We start from the raw sequence: 17626 nt of genomic DNA, 5'->3' as shown, positions 1-17626 counted from the left end.
GGGGATTATGCCACTCCCTCCCAGGAAAATTCCACGCAGGCCGTCCTGCCATCCGCGGACCATCGAGCCTCACGACTCAATTCACACACCAGGCGGAGCCCGCGACCATACAGCTCATTGCCCGCAGGTATCTGCATCCGGACTTTTTCAATATCAAATCCCTGACCACTGTCCTCCACGCTGAGGGTCAGCCGACCACCCGCTGCGACCGGCTCGACCCGCACAGTCACGCGGATAAACCCGGTCTGAAGCATGCCAAGACGCTCGGCGCGCTGCTGATAATACAGGGCGAAACCTGCTGCATCATGCTTGAGCGCCGAATCCAGCCCTAGTACACCATGTTCCAGCGCATTGCTATAAAGCTCGCCGAGCACCATGTGCAATGCAGCACCCTGATTGCGCAGTCCATGAACTTCAAGCAGCAACTGCAAGACGTATGGCAACGGGTTGAAGCGCCTCAGGGTCGAAGCGCGAAACTCGAAGCTGGCCGACCAGTCCAGTGGGCTGGAGGCACCGCTGTCCGAATAGGTCAGGGCAGGCAGACTCTGCAATGGCTCATCGACGGCACTGATTTCCAGCAAACTGACATCGTCACGTGCCTTGCCGCCAAAATCGTTGAGCGCTTCGAGAATTTCCTCGATCAGCAAGTGCGGCTCGCGGTTGGCAGAAAGCACCTGGCGCAAACGCTGCGCACCGAACAGTTCGTCATTACTGTTGCTGGTGTCGAGCACCCCGTCGGACAACAGGAAGATGCGATCGCCCGGCGCCAACGGATAGACATCGGTGCGTGCATCGAAAGCATCAACACTCAGCACACCCAATGGCAAGTGACTGGAAGCCAGCGGCACATGCTCACCCTGCGCGCCGCGCAACAGGTAACCGTCCGGCAAGCCACCGCTCCAGACCTCGACCTGCCGTTGTGCAAGGTTGATACAAAGCAGCGTTGCACAACAGAACATGTCGACAGGGAGGATACGCTTGAGCTTGGCGTTCATTTCACGAAGGATTTCAACCAGGCCGTAGCCCTTGGCCGTCATGCCGTAGAATACCTCGGCGAGTGGCATCGCCCCGACGGCAGCCGGCAAGCCATGCCCGGTGAAATCCCCAAGCAGCACCTGCATGTGCCCGGCCGGCGTGTAGGCGGCCAGCATCAGGTCGCCGTTGAACAAGGCATAAGGAGACTGCAAGTAGCGGATATTGCCGGCCCCCAGGCAACCGGCATGGGCAATCTGATCGAACACCGCCTTGGCGACACGCTGCTCGTTGAGCAGGTAATCGTGGTGTTTGCTGATCTGGTCACGTTGTTGACGGACAGTTTCGTGCAATACCCGCAAGCGGTTCATGGCATTGAGCTTGGCGGCCAGCACCAGCGGGTTGTAAGGCTTGGACATGAAGTCGTCGCCACCGGCGTCCAGGCAGCGTGCAAGCGCCTCACCTTCAGTCAGCGAGGTGAGGAAGATGATCGGCACCAGCGACTCACCACTCATCGCCTTGATCCGTCGCGCAGCTTCAAAACCATCCATGACCGGCATCATGGCGTCCATCAGAATCAACTGCGGACTTTCAGCCTTGAAGATGGCCACAGCCTCGACACCATTGCCAGCACTGAGAACCCTGTGGCCCTGCCGCGCAACGATGGTTGAAAGCAGCAACCGGTCACTGGCACTGTCATCGGCGATCAGAATGCACAGTTTTTTCGGGGATGACTGCACTGGGTATGCTCAGTTCGAACAACTTCGAGAAATTGGAAATAGCCAGAATCTTCAGTACATCAGGCGTGCAATTGACAAGGTGCACCACCGCTTTATCGCCACCGGCATGGTCGCGTAACAGCAACAGCATCCCCAGCGCAGAACTGTCCAGGTAATGCGTGCCCCGCAGGTCGACTACATAGTTCAGCGTCTGCGGGTAATCCTCGTAGGCTGCGCGAAACGCCTGATGGGATTGAAAATCAAAGCGCCCTTCGATGTAAAGGGTCAGCGTCTGGCCATCGGCAGAGCGTTCGGAAGTGACTGTCATGGGGAACCTCGAGGTGTTTCATCACCGAGACATTGATAGCGTAGACCAGCCAGAGAAATCACCGCGGGTCTGATTGGGTCAAACGTCAGAATTGTTCGTGACGAGGCAGACGCTGCGACAACTCGTCGAGCAATTTCTGCTCCCGCTTATCCTCCAGCCTGCGTGCTTCATCCATATAACGCTGCACCAGCTTACGCAAGCCTTCGACCCGCGCGTAACAATCCTGCCAGGCGCTACGCGCCCTATCGAGATTGGCCTTGTGCCACTCAAGGCTTTTGTATTGCTGGGCAACGGCGACATCGAGCTGGCTGAGAAAGCGCTGATAACCCAGTAACCACTGCCCGGAAACCCCGGCACTGCCGCGTTGCAACCATTGCTGCTGATAATCCTGACGAAACTGGTCAAGCTCCTGCAGCTTGTTGTTGGCCAGATTGACCTGCCCCTGAAAATGCCCAAGCCGCTGAGCCGCCGTTCGCTCGGCGGCTTCCGCCATCTCGACCACTGGCGCAAGACGCGCCGCTCGACTCTGAGCCATAAGCTATCAGCCGCCAGGTGCCGGTGCGAATATAGACGCCAGCGCCTCGCCACTGCCTTGCATGCTTTCGTTGTCTCGCAGGCCCTGGCGCTGATAGCGCACCAACACCGGGTGCAACGCAATCGCCATGTCGGTCTCGCGATCGCCGCCCGCCACATAGGCACCCACGCTAATAAGGTCGCGAGTCTGCTGATAGCGCGACCACAACTGTTTGAAATGCTGCGCACGCGCCATGTGCTCGGGGCTGACCACCGCAGGCATGACCCGGCTGATGGAGGCTTCGATATCGATGGCCGGGTAATGGCCTTCTTCAGCCAGACGCCGGGACAGCACGATGTGACCGTCGAGCACACCACGCGCGGAGTCGGCAATCGGGTCCTGCTGGTCATCGCCTTCCGACAGCACCGTGTAAAAGGCCGTGATAGAACCACCACCCGCCTCGGCATTGCCTGCGCGCTCCACCAGCTTGGGCAACCGGGCGAACACAGAGGGCGGGTAGCCTTTGGTGGCTGGCGGCTCGCCAATGGCCAGGGCGATTTCCCGCTGAGCCTGAGCAAAACGGGTCAGCGAGTCCATCAGCAGCAGGACATTCTTGCCCTTGTCACGAAAGTATTCGGCGATCCGCGTGCAATACATGGCAGCGCGCAGCCGCATCAGCGGCGCATCATCGGCTGGCGATGCAACCACCACCGAGCGCTTCAGGCCCTCTTCGCCAAGAATGTGCTCGATGAACTCCTTGACCTCACGACCCCGCTCACCGATCAGGCCGACGACGATGATGTCCGCCTCGGTGAAGCGCGTCATCATGCCCAGCAGCACACTCTTGCCCACGCCGGTACCGGCAAACAACCCCAGACGCTGACCGCGGCCAACCGTCAATAAACCGTTGATGCAGCGAATGCCGACATCCAGCGGCTGGCTGATGGGGTCACGCTTGAGCGGGTTGATGGTCGGGCCATCCATTGGCACCCAGTCTTCAGCCTTGATCGGCGAGCGGCCGTCCAGCGGCCGGCCCGCGCCATCAAGCACACGGCCCAGCATGCTCATGCCCATTGGCAGGCGACCGGTATCGGCCAGTGGCACGACCCGCGCACCGGGCGCAATGCCCGCCACGCTGCCGACCGGCATAAGAAACACCTTGCCGCCAGAAAACCCCATCACTTCGGCTTCGACTTCGACCGGGTGATGACTGTCATCGTTGATGACCACACAACGGCTGCCCATCGCAGCACGCAGGCCCTCAGCCTCAAGTGTCAGGCCAACCATACGCAGCAGGCGGCCCTCTACAACGGGCTGGGCAGGCAGACTGATCGACTCGGCGTAGGAGCCGAGGCGCTTGCCGAAACTGGTGCGATCAAGGCGCATCGAGCGTGTCCGCGTCAGATTCGGCTGCACTGGAAGCCTTGCCGGGCGCAGCCTCCAGCTCGACGCTGAGGTCCGCCGCAGCCGGATGCGTCACCTGCTCATGCAACTGGTCATGCATTTTGGAAATAGCCAGGGCGATTCGCGTTTCGACACTGGCATCAATACGACTGTGCTCGGTTTCGATACGGCAACCACCCGGCAGCAAGTCTTCGTCTTCGACTATTTTCCACGACTCTTCATGACGCTCGCGCATGGCCTTGACCAGCAGGAAGTCCTGAGGATTGATGAAAATTCGCAGGTTCTGCGCACCCATCGGCAATAGCTTGAGGGCATCGCGCAACACGCTGGCGATCTGCCCGGAATCAGTGACCAGTTCGCGCTGAATGACCTGCCGCGCGATGTGCTCGACCAGATGAATGACGGCCTTTTCGATCTGTGTGTCCTGCTCGGCGATAGGTGCCAACAGGTGGCCCATCAGTTGTTCCAGGCTGGCGACCTTGGCCGCAAGAACGACTTCCGCTTCCTGGCGCACTTTTAGCTGGGTGCTGTGAAAGCCTTCCTTTTCGCCGGTGGCGAAGCCTTCGTTCCACGCCTCCTGGCGGATGCTTTCCAGCTCCTCCAGGGTCAACGGCTGAACTTCGTCCAGCGGTACTTCTTCCATCTCGGCCGGTTCATCGACCGGTTCCGGTTCGGGCTCAGGCTCGGGCTCCACATGTGGATCGAAGCTGGGCAACGACCAGATATCGAGTAACCCGGCGTCCTTGGCGCGAATGAGGTCGCTGGCCGATTCTTTATTGGAACTGGACATGAGTCGGCTGAATCCTTAGATCATTTCCTCGCCACCCTTGCCACCGAGTACGATCTCGCCGGCCTCGGCCATACGACGCGCAATGGTGAGGATTTCTTTCTGGGCGGTTTCCACATCGCTGACACGCACCGGACCTTTTGCTTCCAGGTCGTCGCGCAACAGTTCGGCGGCACGCTTGGACATGTTCTTGAAGATTTTTTCCTTGATCGCCTCGTCCGAGCCCTTCAGCGCCAGTACCAGCACGTCCGAGGATACTTCGCGCAACAGCGCCTGAATACCGCGGTCGTCCACGTCGGAGAGGTTGTTGAAGACAAACATGAGGTCTTCGATCTGTACCGAAAGGTCTTCGTCGACCTCGCGGATCGAATCCATGAGCGCGCCTTCGATGGAACTGTCGAGGAAGTTCATGATGTCGGCTGCACGCTTGATACCACCCAGGGTGGTACGCGACGTGTTGGCGTTACCGGAGAACTGCTTCTCGAGAATCTGGTTAAGCTCTTTGAGCGCTGCTGGCTGCACTGTGTTGAGCGAGGAAACGCGCAGGATGATATCCAGACGGACCTTGTGGTCGAAATGCCCAAGCACCTCGCCCGCCTGGTCAGCGTCAAGATACGCCACCACGATGGCCTGAATCTGCGGATGCTCGAAACGGATCACGTCGGCGACGGCACGCGGCTCCATCCACTTGAGGCTGTCCAGACCGCTGGTGTTGCCACCCAGCAGGATCCGGTCGATCAGGCCGTTGGCCTTGTCTTCGCCCAGTGCCTGGGTCAGCATCTTGCGGATATAGCCATCGGAGCCGACGCCAAGGCTGGTCTGGTCGCCGACGATGTCGACAAACTCGCTCATGACCTCTTCGACCTGCTCGCGATGCACATTGCGCATCTGAGCCATCGCTACGCCCACTTTCTGGACTTCCTTGGGCCCCATGTGCCGGAGCACCTGAGCAGCGTCGGTTTCGCCGAGGGAAAGCAGCAACACTGCAGCTTTCTCGACTTTGGAGAGTTTGGCTACCATGGCTCGATCATTCATCAGTGTTAATCCACTCTTTCACGACCTGGGCCACACGACCCGGATCTTCGGCCACCAAGCTCTTGATTGCGTTCAGCTGTGCGTCATAACCCTCGGTCGGGCTAGGCAGCAGAATACTTTGCGGGCCACCCAGGCTGACGCGGTCGTTGGACAACTCACCATCCAGGCCGCCCATGCCACCAAGCTCGGCGTCGCCACCGAAACCGGCCAGCTCCTTGCTCTTGCCGGTGGTGATGTTGGTCAACACCGGACGCAACACGCCGAACACCAGGATCAGGATGAAGATCACACCCACCGCCTGTTTGACGATGTCCCAGAACCAAGGCTGCGAGTAGAACGACGCCTCTGGCAACACTTCAGCGCGCTCGCTGGAGAATGGCACGTTGATCACGCTGACGCTGTCACCGCGGCTGGCGTCGAAACCGACGGCATCCTGCACCAGACGGGTAAAGCGAGCCAGGTCCGCCGCGCTCCACGGAGCACGAGTGACTTCGCCGTTGGCAGCGTTGGTCTTGACCATGTCGTCGACTACCACCGCAACTGACAGACGAGTCAGACGGCCCTGCTGCTGCTTGGTGTGACTGATCGAACGGTCCAGCTCGAAATTCTTGGTCGACTGCACGCGTTTGTCGGCAGGGTAAGGAGCCAACGCTGGCTGACCGGTCGCCGGGTCCATGATCTGTTGACCATTGGCATCCAGCAGCGGTTGGCCTGGAGCGATAGGGCCGGCAGCACCGGCCGCACCGGCAGTTGCATTCTGCGGCGCCGTCGCAGGACCTGGCGGCTGGTTGCTCAACGCGCCCGGAACGCCGCCCGTGCTTGAACTGCTGGAGCGCTGTTCGTTGACCGACTGCTCGCTGCGCAAGGCAGGCTGGTCAGGGTTGAAGCTTTCGGCGGTCGATTCGACGGCGCTGAAATCGACTACTGCCGAGACTTCAGCCTTGTAGCGATCGTTGCCCAGAATCGGCTGCAGAATGTTCTGCACACGCTGGGTCAGCATGCCTTCCATGCGACGGCTGTAGTCGAACTGCTTGCCAGCCATGGTCAGTTCAGAGTTTTCCGCCTGATCGGACAGCAAAGCGCCCTTCTGGTCGACAACCGTGATCTGCGACTTGCTCAGCTCGGGAACACTGGTGGCCACCAGGTTGATAATGGCCATAACCTGACTGGGCTCCAGCGAGCGGCCAGCATACAGCTCGACCAGTACCGAAGCGCTTGGCTTGCGGTCGTCACGGACAAACACCGAACTCTTCGGAATCGCCAGGTGCACACGGGCACCCTTGACGTTGTTCAGGGCAGAGATGGTACGTGCCAGTTCGCCTTCCAGACCACGACGATAACGCGTGGCTTCCATGAACTGACTGGTCCCCAGGCCCTGATCCTTGTCGAGGATTTCGAAACCGATGTTGGCGTCGTTCTGCACCACGCCTGCCTGCGCCAGCTGGATACGCGCACGCTGCACATCATCGGACTTGACCAGCAACGCGCCGGAATTGGGTTCGACGGTGTAGTTGATATTCGCCGCAGTCAGGGTGTCCATGATCTGCTTGCTGTCCATGCCCGCCAGGCTGCCATAAAGCGGACGATAGTCAGGCTGCTGGGACCAGAGCACCACGGCAAAGCCGATGGCCACGCTCGCGGCAAGACCGACCATAAGGCCGATCTGACGCAGCATGGTCATTTCGGAAAGGTTTTCCAGAAAAGACAAACCGAACAACGGTTTCTTATCGGAAGCGCCCGCTCTTGCTGGAACGGGATCGGCAGTTGCTTCGGCCATGACTCAGTACGTCCCTTAAACCGGCATCTGCATGATGTCTTGATAAGCTTGAACCAGCTTGTTACGCACCTGGGTCAACGCCTGAAAAGACACGCTGGCTTTCTGCGACGAAATCATGACGTCGGTCAGATCCACGCCGCTCTTGCCGATTTCAAATGCATTGGCCAACTGGCTGGAGGCCTGCTGGGTCTGCGCGACCTTGTTGACGGCCTGGCCAAGCATGTCGGCAAAGCTGCTGGCGCCGGCTTCCTGCGCGCCGGACACGGGCTTGGGTGCAGACATCGCATCCATCTGCATGGCCCGCATATCCAACATCAAGCGATTAAATTCAACACCTTGGCTCATGGACGTTTCTCTCGTAAGGCCCGCAAATTTTTGACACTGATTCAGCGGGTACAGAAGACATAGCAACAACGGTGCCAGCTAGATGGCGGCTATTTGCCACACCAAATGGGAATACCATGTTGCCCGACATGAAATCACTCCAGACCTCCCGTATTCATGGGGGTATCCGGATATTTCCGGCTTGCGCCGTTTATACGAATATTCAGTGACCAGCGATCACAACCACCGATCAGCGCCACCGGTTCAGGTAGCGAACAGATAGGCTTCCACATCCATCCCGGCATCGCGCATCTGCGCCAGCTTGTAACGCAAGGTACGCGGGCTGATACCCAGGCGCTCGGCGGCCTCCTTGCGACGACCGCGCTCCGCACGCAGCGTGTCAATAATCATCTGAAACTCGCGACGCCTGAGGTCATCACCCAGGGCACCGACAGACTCCGCATTGCCACCAGCACCTGCATTATCAGGCGAGGATGTGACAGGCAAAGACGGCACAGCCTCCACCACGGCAGCGGCTGGAAGACTTGTCACCGGCCCGGAGAGACAGAAATCCTGCGCCTGTATCACCCCGCCCTGCTGCAGAATCAAGGCTCGCTGCACGGCGTTATCCAGCTCACGCACATTGCCAGGCCAGGGGTAGCTGACCAGACACTGCTGCGCCTGGGCAGAAAGACGAACCGGCGCGTGCTTCATTTTATTGACGTGCTTGGCCAGAAGCCGCTCGGCCAGTGGCAGAATATCGGCAGTCCTTTGACGCAGCGCCTGCCAGGCCAGTGGAAATACCGACAGGCGATAAAACAGATCTTCGCGAAAGCGCCCCGCCGCCACTTCCCCTGCCAGATCGCGGTTGGTAGTAGCCACAACGCGAATATCCAGAATGATCGGCTTGCGCGCACCCACGCGCTCGACTTCCCGCTCCTGCAACACACGCAACAGTTTGGCCTGCAGCCCCAGTGGCATTTCGGAAATCTCGTCAAGCAGGATTGTCCCGCCGTCAGCCTGTTCGAACTTGCCGGCCTGCGCGGCAATGGCGCCGGTAAACGAGCCCTTTTCATGACCGAACAGCGTCGCTTCCAGCATATTGTCCGGAATCGCAGCGCAGTTGATCGCAATAAAAGGCTTATCGGCACGCGGAGAATTTTGATGAATGAAACGCGCCAGCACTTCCTTGCCTGTGCCGGACTCACCGGAGATGAGCACAGTGGAGTCGCTCTTCGCCACACGGCTGGCCAGGTTCAATAACTGGATACTGGCGGGTTCAACAGCAATCGGCCCGTCGCGCTCGGCAGGCTCCAGACGACCCAGTGCATGTCGTGCAACCAATGCAATCAGGGCCTTGGGCTCGAAAGGCTTGACCAGATAATCGGCCGCGCCCTGACGCATGGCATCGACCGCGCGATCAACGGCACCGTGAGCGGTCATCAGCAATACCGGCAGTTGCGGATGCCGACTGCGCAACAGGCTCAGCAACTGATGACCGTCCATGCCCGGCATGTTGACGTCGCTGATCACCAGACTGAACGGTTGCGCCTCGGCTGCGACCAACGCCTCTTCAGCAGAGCAGACCGCCTGGTATCCATAGCCAGCCAATTCCAGGGTTTCCCCAAGTGCCTCGCGCAGCGAACGGTCGTCCTCGACCAACAGCACGTTGATCGACATCAGTTGTTACCCATCGAGCCGGAAGCCGGAATCAATGGCAGGCTGACAATTGCACAGGTGCCACGACCGACCCGCGACAGATAATGCACGCCGCCCTGATGCGCACGCGACACCGCCGTCACCACAGCCAGACCAAGCCCGGTGCCGGTGGTCTTGGTGGTGAAAAACGGCTCGCCGATACGCGCCAGCGCAGTCTTGTCCATACCACTGCCATTATCGCTGAAGCATATGCGCAACACATTGCCGCGGCTGTACACATGAACTTTCAGCAGTGTCCGGCCAGCACTGGCCTGGACGGCGTTTTCAATCAGGTTGAGCAACGAACCAACCAACGTGTCGCGATTGCACAGCAACTCGCCTTCAATACTGTCGCACTGCCAACGCACCGGTACGCCCTGCACATGGGTGACCGCAGCGTTTTGCAAAGCCTGAAACAAGGCAACGGGCGTCAGGCGATCCGTCAGCGGCAACTCGCCACGGGCAAACACCAGCATGTCGCGAACCTGATGCTCGAGCTCATGCAGACGATCCTTGAGCCGTGCGGCAAAGCGCTGCTGGGTTTCCACCGGCAATTCCTGCTCGGTCAGATGACTGGCGTAGATCATCGCGGCCGACAACGGTGTACGAATCTGATGCGCCAGAGAAGCGACCATCCGACCCAGCGATGACAAGCGCTCGTGACGCGCCAGTTGCTCCTGGAGATGGCGGGTTTCGGTCAAGTCATTAAGCAGCACCAACTGCCCGGGTTCAGCGTCCAGCGAGCGGGTTGCAATGGAAAGCCTGCGGCCGTCCTTGAGCGAGACTTCGTGGCCATCGTCTTCACGCGGGGCAAAACACCGACTGATGACGTGACGCCAGAGCATGCCCAGCAAGGGCTGGCCCAGCAGATCGATTGCCGCAGGATTGGCTTCGCGCACCACGCCCATGCCATCAATAACGATTACGCCACCGGGAAGCAGATCAAGCAGGCTTTGCAGGCGGTTGGCCAGCCGCTCTTTTTCCGCCAGCTCTTGCAGGCGCTGGGCACCGGCATGGGCCAGTTCGCCCTTGAGTTCAGTGACACGCGCTTCGAGCAGACCATAGGAGTCAGTCAATTGCGCCGACATTTGATTGAACAGCGAGAACGCCTGCTCAAGCCCCTGACGACTTTCCAGCTCCGGGGAGTATTGAGCCTGAGCAGATAGGGCGGAAGTCAGTTGGGCGGCCTGGGACATAGTTCATCTCTCTCGTGGCGAACCGTCAGTAAACGGTGTGTTGAGAGGGACTTTGCAATCCTCGTGCCGAAAAAAAACCCCTGAAAATTCAGGGGCTTGATTTTTGGCGCTACAGACAGGCGTCAATCATCTGCCTGTTCATCACCTTCGCGACGGCTCATACCGTACTTGCGCATCTTCTCGACCAGCGTGGTGCGACGAATCCGTAAACGCTCTGCAGCACGGGCAACAATACCGTTCGCGTCGTCGAGCGCCTGCTGAATCAGACCCTGCTCCAGACCACCCAGATAGTCTTTCAGGTCCAGACCTTCAGGCGGCAGCATTGCGCCCGACGCGAAATTCGGCGTATTGCTGTTGATGGCGACGCGCTCTTCGATATCGCTGCGCATGCTGTCGACCATCTGCTCGTCTTCGTCATCGACATAGCGGAATTTCTTCGGCAGCTCGGCCACGCCGATCACGCCGTACGGGTGCATGATCGCCATGCGCTCGACCAGGTTGGCCAGCTCGCGAACGTTGCCCGGCCAGGCATGACGACACAGCGACATGATGGCGGCGGAATTGAAACGAATCGAGCCGCGCTTTTCATGCTCCATGCGCGAAATCAATTCGTTCATCAACAGCGGAATGTCTTCAACACGCTCGCGCAACGGTGCCATCTCGATGGGGAACACATTGAGACGGTAATAAAGGTCTTCGCGGAAGCTGCCAAGCTCGATCATGTTTTCGAGATTCTTGTGCGTCGCGGCAATAATGCGCACGTCGATGCTCTGCGTCTTGTTGCTGCCCACGCGCTCGAAAGTGCGCTCCTGCAACACGCGCAGCAACTTGACCTGCATGGGCAGCGGCATGTCACCAATTTCATCAAGGAACAGCGTACCGCCGTTGGCAAGCTCGAAACGGCCGGCACGACTGGTGATTGCCCCGGTAAACGCGCCCTTCTCATGCCCGAACAACTCGCTTTCGAGCAGCTCGGCCGGAATGGCACCGCAGTTGACCGGCACAAACGGTGCATCGCGGCGCTTGGAGTGATAGTGCAGGTTGCGCGCTACCACTTCCTTGCCAGTCCCCGACTCACCGAGAATCAAAACGCTGGCGTCAGTGTCAGCGACCTGCTGCATCATCTGCCGCACATGCTGAATCGCGCGACTGGTTCCCACCAGACTGCGGAACAGGTTCGGCTCACGATGACGTCCACGCTCGCGGGCCTGGTCGTACATCTCGCGATAGACCTGGGCACGGTGCAGGGAGTCGAGCAGCTTGCTGTAGCTGGGCGGCATCTCAAGCGCGGAAAGAACCCGCCTGCGCAGGTCCTCCGGCAACTCGACAGAAGAATTTTCACTCATAAGCAGCACAGGAAGGAACTCATCCCATGCTGCGATGGTCTTAAGAAGCCCTTGAAGGCTGCCCGGCGCGTTTACGCTGCCGACCAGCACACAAAGGACTTCTCGCGGAGATGCCAGAGAGCCGACCACCTGCTGCCAGTCCTGGCTTGAACAGGAGAGGTTTTCTTCGCCAAGAAAATTCAGGATAACCGCCAGATCCCGGCGGCGCTGGCTATCGTCATCGATTAGCAGAATCTTGATTTCACGCCACATGCAATAGCAACTTCCCTAGTCAACTCAATGCCCATGATTGGGGGGCAGCTTGGCATCTCAGCTGTATAAACCTTGAGACGCCAGAAAATAGTAAACATCACTAGTTAAGTCAAAAAAACGAACACAGTCAAATTTATGGCGAAATTCTTGTCGAACAATAAAAATGACAATTAAACATTAACCGAACAGATGGTATACCTTCGTCGCGTTCTTCGCATTCTGGATTTGAGTCATTTCATCGACGACTGCTTGACGCTCCCCGGTTGCAACATCAATCAGTTGCCTGTAGACCCCCAACAACTCCTCAAGATTGCTGCGCAGAGCCGGTTCGTCAGCAGGCGCTTCGCTGACCACCGCATCGACACATTCGCGACACGCCAGGTCAAGTTTGACGATAGCCTCCCAGTCGCGTTCGGCAAGCGCCCCCACCAGGGCTTCCCGGGTTTCTTCGATACGCTTGAGCGCAGCACTCATCTTATTGTTCTCCTCAGGGCAGCAACTTATTGTTGTGCTTGTGCGGTACCGATAGCATCCCAGCCTTCCTTGACGGTGATCAGCAGCCCGGCAACCTCGTCGAGCATCTTCTGATCGTTGCGTGCGTTGGCTTCGGCCAGACGCGTCATCATGTAGTGATAAAGGCTGTCCTGCCTGACCAGCGCTTCGCTGGGGGCGTTGTCCAGGTCAAGCCCTTCACGCAGACCACCTACGATGCCGATCGCCTTGCTGATGAACACGCCTTTGCTGGCGACGTCCTTGCGTGCCATGGCACCCTTGGCTTGAGCGATACGATCGAGGCCACCCTCCATCAACATTTGAACCAGACGGTGAGGACTGGCTTCCGAGGTCTGAGCCTGGGAGCCGATCTTCTGATACTGCCGCAACGCTAACATCGGATTCATAAGGGGGACCTCGTCGCAAATCCATAATACTGATACTCAAGCTATCGACGCATGGCGCAGAAACTTTAGCCCAAAAGCAGAAACCCGACACGGAGTCGGGTTCTTGATACTTCTGTAAAACGAATTTACGAAGCGTTTTTCTGCGCGTTCATCGCTTCGAAGATCGACGTGATGCTGGTAGCGGTCGCCTTGAGCTGCCCTACAACCAGGTCCATCGCGTTGTATTTCTTGGTCAAACTCGCCGTCAAGCTTGTAATACGACGATCCAGTGCGTCCTGATCACTGGCAATACGAGTCTGTATTTTATTAAGACTGCTCGTCTTGCTGGCCAGAACACCGTCAGACTTTGTGTAGGGCAGAAGCGCCTTGGTCATACGCGAAACCAGGCCGCCATCAACCGTACCGTCGGCATTTGTTGCCCCCGTACCAGTGAACATCGTCTGAATCTGACTGCCCAGTTTTTTATCGTTCAGCGCTGCTGTGAATGTAGCAGTGTCCAGTGACAGCGTACCGTTGGACTGCTGGGTTTTGATGCCCAACTGCGAAAGAGCACTGAGGCCGGCACTTGAAGAGGCACTCGCCAGCTGATCACGGATAGTCGCCAACAGCGCGCGCGGCGTAGCGTCACCAGTAAGGGCGGCCGCCGTGTAAACACCTTTGTCGCTGATCGAACCCTTGGTCAGGGAAGTCACCAGGGTGGCCAGCGTGTTGTAAGAGTCCACGAAGGACTGCAGCGACGCTTTCAACCCATCGGTGTTGGTGGCCACCGTAACGGTAGTGGTTGCTCCAGCAGCAGTTGGCGCGACCAGGTCGAAGGTCAGGCCGGAAATCGCGGTACTGACTGTATTCGTCTTGCTGGTCAGGCTCAGGCCGTCAACAGTGAAAGCAGCATCCTTGGCGGTCGCAGTAATAGCGCCAGCACCGGGAATCGCCTTGCCGTTGGCATCGGTCCCCGTGCTGGTATCGCTCATCAGCTTGGTGCCATCGATATTCAGCGCTTCCTGACCGGAAGCACCCACTACCGAAATGTCACTGCCCTTGCCGGTGGTCGTCGAGCTGAATACCAGCCTGGCACCATTGTCGTCGTTGATGATGTTGGCAGTAATGCCTTTACCCTGCAGCGACGAGTTGATCTTGTCGCGCACTTCCTGCAACGTCGAGGTCTTGTCGATCACGACACTGTAGTCAGTGCCATTCTGAGTGATTTTCAGGGTACCACTCGGAATAGCACTCGCCTGCGTGGAATTCAGCGCGGCTGTGGCCACCTTTGAAGGCGTTGCCAGCTGGGTGATACCGATCGCGTAAGTACCGTTGACGGCCGTGTTGCCGGCCGTTGCCTTGACCACCGCCTCGTTGGCAGATGTCGCAGCAAAGCCCTGAAACGCAGGCGTCGTTGAGCTACCCAGGGTATCCAGGGTTTTCTGGAACGCGGCCAGTGCCGACGTCAGCTGACTCACACCCGACAACGATGCGGTTGTAGCGGCGGTCTGCTTGTCGATCTGGTTTTGCTTGGGCGCTTTCTCGGCACCCACAAGACCTTCAACGATGGCCGTGATTGCCAGACCCGAACCCAGGCCTGTTGTAGATGTAATTGGACTAGCCATTTGCTTCTCCCTTCAAGAATGTCGCCGGTTTCACCGCCTTTTCACAGGTCTCGCAAAACGGCAACAAATACCGTACTGACAATCAGGCCTTGGCGCGGAACAACAAGCTGTTCGCATCACTCAGGCTATCGGCCAGTTTCAGGATTTCTGCATTGGGAATTTGTCTTACCACTTCACCCGAGTCACTGGCAATGACCTTGACGATCACTTTGCCAGAAGCTTCATCAATCGAAAACTCGAGATTGCGTTTGACCGAGTGAAAAAATTTCTGGATGTCTTCTGCCGCGGCTTTGACTTTCGCCTCGTCGTGGGAGTCATCCTTGTGCAGATCTGAGCCTTTACTTTCCGCCGTGGCGGCAACACGCTCGACTGACGGCGTATCGGCAGGCTTGTCAACAGACTTGTCTGGCACTGGCACCTGACTCGCCGGTTGAGCGGCCGGATAAGACACGTTCAGCTTTACACTCATATCCATGACCATCACCTCCGAAAGTAAAAAAGCGAGAGAGCGCTATTACGCACTCCCCCGCTAAAACTCATGCCGATATTACTGAAGCAGTTTCAGTACAGCGGATGGCAGCTGGTTAGCCTGAGCCAGAACAGAGGTGGAAGCCTGTTGCAGGGTCTGTTGCTTGGTCAGCTGTGCAGTTTCAGCAGCGAAGTCGGTATCTTGTACGCGACCCAGTGCAGCACTGGCGTTTTCGTTGATGTTCTGCAGGTTGGAGATGGTGCTGGTCAGACGGTTTTGTGCAGCACCGAGGTCAGCACGGGTGGAGTTGATGGTCTGCAGAGCCGAGTCGATGGCGGCGATAGCGGCAGAGAAGTTGGTCTCTGCAGTGGTGCTATCGGAACCAGCGATGGTCACAGCCGAACCGACACCCAGGGTGTTGGCGTCGAAGCTTGCGCTCAGAGTCAGAGTGATCTGGTTCGAAGCGCCCGAGTTGGAGCCGACCTGGAAAGTCATGGTGCTGGCGGAACCGTCGAGCAGGTTCTTGCCGTTCAGGTTGGTACTTTGAGCGATACGGGTCAGCTCGGAACTCATCGCGGTGAATTCTTTGTTCAGCGCGTCACGGTCAGTCGAGCTGTTGCTGTCGTTTCGCGACTGAACAGCCAGTTCACGCATACGCTGCAGAATGTTGGTCGACTCTTGCAGTGCGCCTTCAGCGGTCTGCGCCAGGGACATACCGTCGTTGGCGTTTTTGATCGCCATTGTCTGACCACGGATCTGCGAAGTGATCTTGGTAGCGATTTGCAGGCCGGCAGCGTCATCTTTGGCGCTGTTGATTTTCAGACCGGAAGACAGACGAGTCATCGAGGTCGAAAGTGCGTCGGAAGCGCGACCCAGGTTCTTCTGGACGTTCAACGATGCTACGTTGGTGTTTACTGTTAAAGCCATGATGAATTCCTCGTTGGTTTGGTACTACGTGGCTTCCGGCCCCTGCAAGCGCCGGGTGTGCCTAGAGAACCTTCGTAATAGTTATCGTCGCGATGGCAGGTTGCTTGAGTGTTTTTTTTGAATATTTTGCCATCATGCCTGCACCCCTTATAAAACAAGGGTTTGAGACGAAACCAAACCAACATGACGCGAGAAAACCCGTTGTCTGAACTTCACGTTCCAGAAAGAGCAGGCCACTGTAGAAGTTCAAAAATGTGACCAGAATCGATTATTCAAAAAAAAGCGCCCGGTGAACTAGTCACGGGCGCTGTTTTTAGCCTGCGGCGATTCAGGCTTTATAGATAATCGCAGAACCCCAGGAAAGCCCCACGCCAAAACCGCTCAGTGCTACTCGATGCCACGAAGAGTTGAGTACGTGCTTTTCAATCAGCAATGGAATGCTCGACGACACGGTGTTACCCGTTTCAACCATGTCCTTGAGAAATTTCTCGGGTTTGTCTTCAAAGCGGCGTGCCACGGCATCGACAATAGCAGCGCTGCCCTGATGAATGCAGAATGCATCGATATCGTCAGGCGTCAGGTCTGAGTCTCCCAACAGTTCGTGCAGGTGCGCCGGTACTTTCAGTAGCGCAAAATTGAACACCTGACGACCGTTCATGAAAAACACGCCGTTGCTGACCTTCAAGTGCGGCGCACCCGAACCATCGGTGCCGAATTTTGCCTTGCCCAGTTGCCAGGCAGCGTCCTCGCCCATCCAGGTTGCTGTGGCTGCATCGCCAAACAACATGGTGGTGTTGCGGTCCTGCGGGTCGACGATTTTCGAATACGGGTCAGCGGTTATAAGCAGGCCGTTTTTCAGTCCTGCTGCCTCCATGAACCCTTTGATCGCGTAGATGCCATAGACATAGCCGGAACAGCCCAGTGAAATGTCGAACGCAGCGACATTGGTCGACAGACCCAGCTTGTCCTGAACGATGGCTGCGGTATGCGGCAGCCCCTCTTCGTCACCGTTCTGGGTGACGACGATCAAAACGTCAATACTTTCGCGCTTGAGCTGCGGGTTGTTGGCAAACAGGGTATTGGCCGCTTCAACGCACAGGTCCGAGGTTTCCTGGCCAGCGTCTTTACGCGGCAGGAACGTGGAACCGATTTTCCCGAGGATGAAATCTTCATCCTTGCCGAAACTGGCACCTTGAGCGTAGTTATCCACGCCAGCAGTGGGCACGTAACTCGCTATGCTTTTAATGCCAATCATCATGGCTTCCCGATGAGTAAACAGGTCATTTTTCGTCCCGATCAGAATCAGGGCGCTACCGAATAAGGGTGATTGCAGACATTTTCAGGGCGCAAGGCGTGTGAAAGCAAGCCAGGCGCG

17 protein-coding genes are annotated in these 17626 nt (G+C 57.8%); all 17 read right to left on the bottom strand.

Translation table 11 applies throughout. From position 1 onward, the window contains the following. Positions 1-5: 5 nt before the first annotated feature. On the bottom strand, positions 6-1712 hold the full coding sequence (locus tag RYA97_RS24710; RefSeq protein WP_004664462.1) for a fused response regulator/phosphatase: 1707 nt from the start codon (positions 1710-1712) through the stop codon (positions 6-8). Next, the gene (locus RYA97_RS24705) at positions 1669-2019 is read right to left on the bottom strand and encodes an STAS domain-containing protein (RefSeq protein ID WP_002554287.1); all 351 of its coding nucleotides are present in this window, start codon (positions 2017-2019) and stop codon (positions 1669-1671) included. Before RYA97_RS24705 ends, RYA97_RS24710 begins: the two co-directional genes overlap by 44 nt. 85 nt (positions 2020-2104) lie before the next feature. After that, positions 2105-2554, bottom strand: coding sequence for a flagellar export protein FliJ (gene fliJ / locus RYA97_RS24700; RefSeq protein WP_002554288.1), 450 nt, complete (start codon positions 2552-2554; stop codon positions 2105-2107). Between the two features lie 6 nt (positions 2555-2560). Continuing rightward, positions 2561-3919 (bottom strand): flagellar protein export ATPase FliI, encoded by a 1359-nt coding sequence (gene fliI / locus RYA97_RS24695; protein ID WP_004664459.1) that lies wholly within the window; start codon positions 3917-3919, stop codon positions 2561-2563. Further along, positions 3909-4727: a flagellar assembly protein FliH gene (fliH, locus tag RYA97_RS24690; RefSeq protein WP_002554290.1), complete on the bottom strand. Its 819-nt coding sequence runs from the start codon at positions 4725-4727 to the stop codon at positions 3909-3911. The genes fliI and fliH overlap by 11 nt, the downstream gene beginning before the upstream one ends. A gap of 15 nt (positions 4728-4742) precedes the next feature. Then, positions 4743-5759, bottom strand: a complete 1017-nt coding sequence (fliG, locus tag RYA97_RS24685) for a flagellar motor switch protein FliG (protein WP_002554291.1) — start codon at positions 5757-5759, stop codon at positions 4743-4745. Continuing rightward, complete coding sequence (fliF, locus tag RYA97_RS24680; protein ID WP_002554292.1) at positions 5752-7536, bottom strand: flagellar basal-body MS-ring/collar protein FliF; 1785 nt, start codon at positions 7534-7536, stop codon at positions 5752-5754. Before fliF ends, fliG begins: the two co-directional genes overlap by 8 nt. Before the next feature lie 15 nt (positions 7537-7551). Beyond that, a complete protein-coding gene (fliE, locus tag RYA97_RS24675; RefSeq protein ID WP_002554293.1) occupies positions 7552-7881 on the bottom strand; it encodes a flagellar hook-basal body complex protein FliE in 330 nt (109 codons plus the stop codon). Between the two features lie 243 nt (positions 7882-8124). Then, a complete protein-coding gene (locus RYA97_RS24670) occupies positions 8125-9540 on the bottom strand; it encodes a sigma-54-dependent transcriptional regulator (RefSeq protein WP_016981830.1) in 1416 nt (471 codons plus the stop codon). Continuing rightward, positions 9540-10754 carry a sensor histidine kinase gene (locus tag RYA97_RS24665; RefSeq protein WP_316893267.1) on the bottom strand — a complete coding sequence of 405 codons (1215 nt, stop codon included), beginning with the start codon at positions 10752-10754 and terminating at the stop codon, positions 9540-9542. The genes RYA97_RS24670 and RYA97_RS24665 overlap by 1 nt, the downstream gene beginning before the upstream one ends. A gap of 122 nt (positions 10755-10876) precedes the next feature. Then, a complete protein-coding gene (fleQ, locus tag RYA97_RS24660; RefSeq protein WP_004664450.1) occupies positions 10877-12352 on the bottom strand; it encodes a transcriptional regulator FleQ in 1476 nt (491 codons plus the stop codon). 177 nt (positions 12353-12529) lie between these two features. Further along, entirely contained in the window at positions 12530-12826 is a 297-nt protein-coding gene (gene fliT / locus RYA97_RS24655; protein WP_002554297.1) for a flagellar protein FliT, read from the bottom strand. A 26-nt stretch (positions 12827-12852) separates the two neighbouring features. Beyond that, positions 12853-13251: a flagellar export chaperone FliS gene (fliS, locus tag RYA97_RS24650; protein ID WP_002554298.1), complete on the bottom strand. Its 399-nt coding sequence runs from the start codon at positions 13249-13251 to the stop codon at positions 12853-12855. Positions 13252-13376: 125 nt separating this feature from the next. After that, a complete protein-coding gene (gene fliD, locus RYA97_RS24645) occupies positions 13377-14855 on the bottom strand; it encodes a flagellar filament capping protein FliD (RefSeq protein WP_004664447.1) in 1479 nt (492 codons plus the stop codon). A gap of 82 nt (positions 14856-14937) precedes the next feature. After that, a complete protein-coding gene (locus RYA97_RS24640) occupies positions 14938-15330 on the bottom strand; it encodes a flagellar protein FlaG (RefSeq protein WP_004664444.1) in 393 nt (130 codons plus the stop codon). A gap of 72 nt (positions 15331-15402) precedes the next feature. Beyond that, positions 15403-16251 carry a flagellin domain-containing protein gene (locus RYA97_RS24635; protein WP_002554301.1) on the bottom strand — a complete coding sequence of 283 codons (849 nt, stop codon included), beginning with the start codon at positions 16249-16251 and terminating at the stop codon, positions 15403-15405. A gap of 328 nt (positions 16252-16579) precedes the next feature. Then, on the bottom strand, positions 16580-17506 hold the full coding sequence (locus RYA97_RS24630; RefSeq protein WP_005780433.1) for a ketoacyl-ACP synthase III: 927 nt from the start codon (positions 17504-17506) through the stop codon (positions 16580-16582). Positions 17507-17626 lie beyond the last annotated feature (120 nt).

Origin of the sequence: Pseudomonas syringae group sp. 26L6, from assembly GCF_032587815.1 — a bacterium.
In the GTDB taxonomy this organism is placed as follows: domain Bacteria; phylum Pseudomonadota; class Gammaproteobacteria; order Pseudomonadales; family Pseudomonadaceae; genus Aquipseudomonas; species Aquipseudomonas amygdali.
This window is presented reverse-complemented; position numbering and strand designations above follow the sequence as displayed.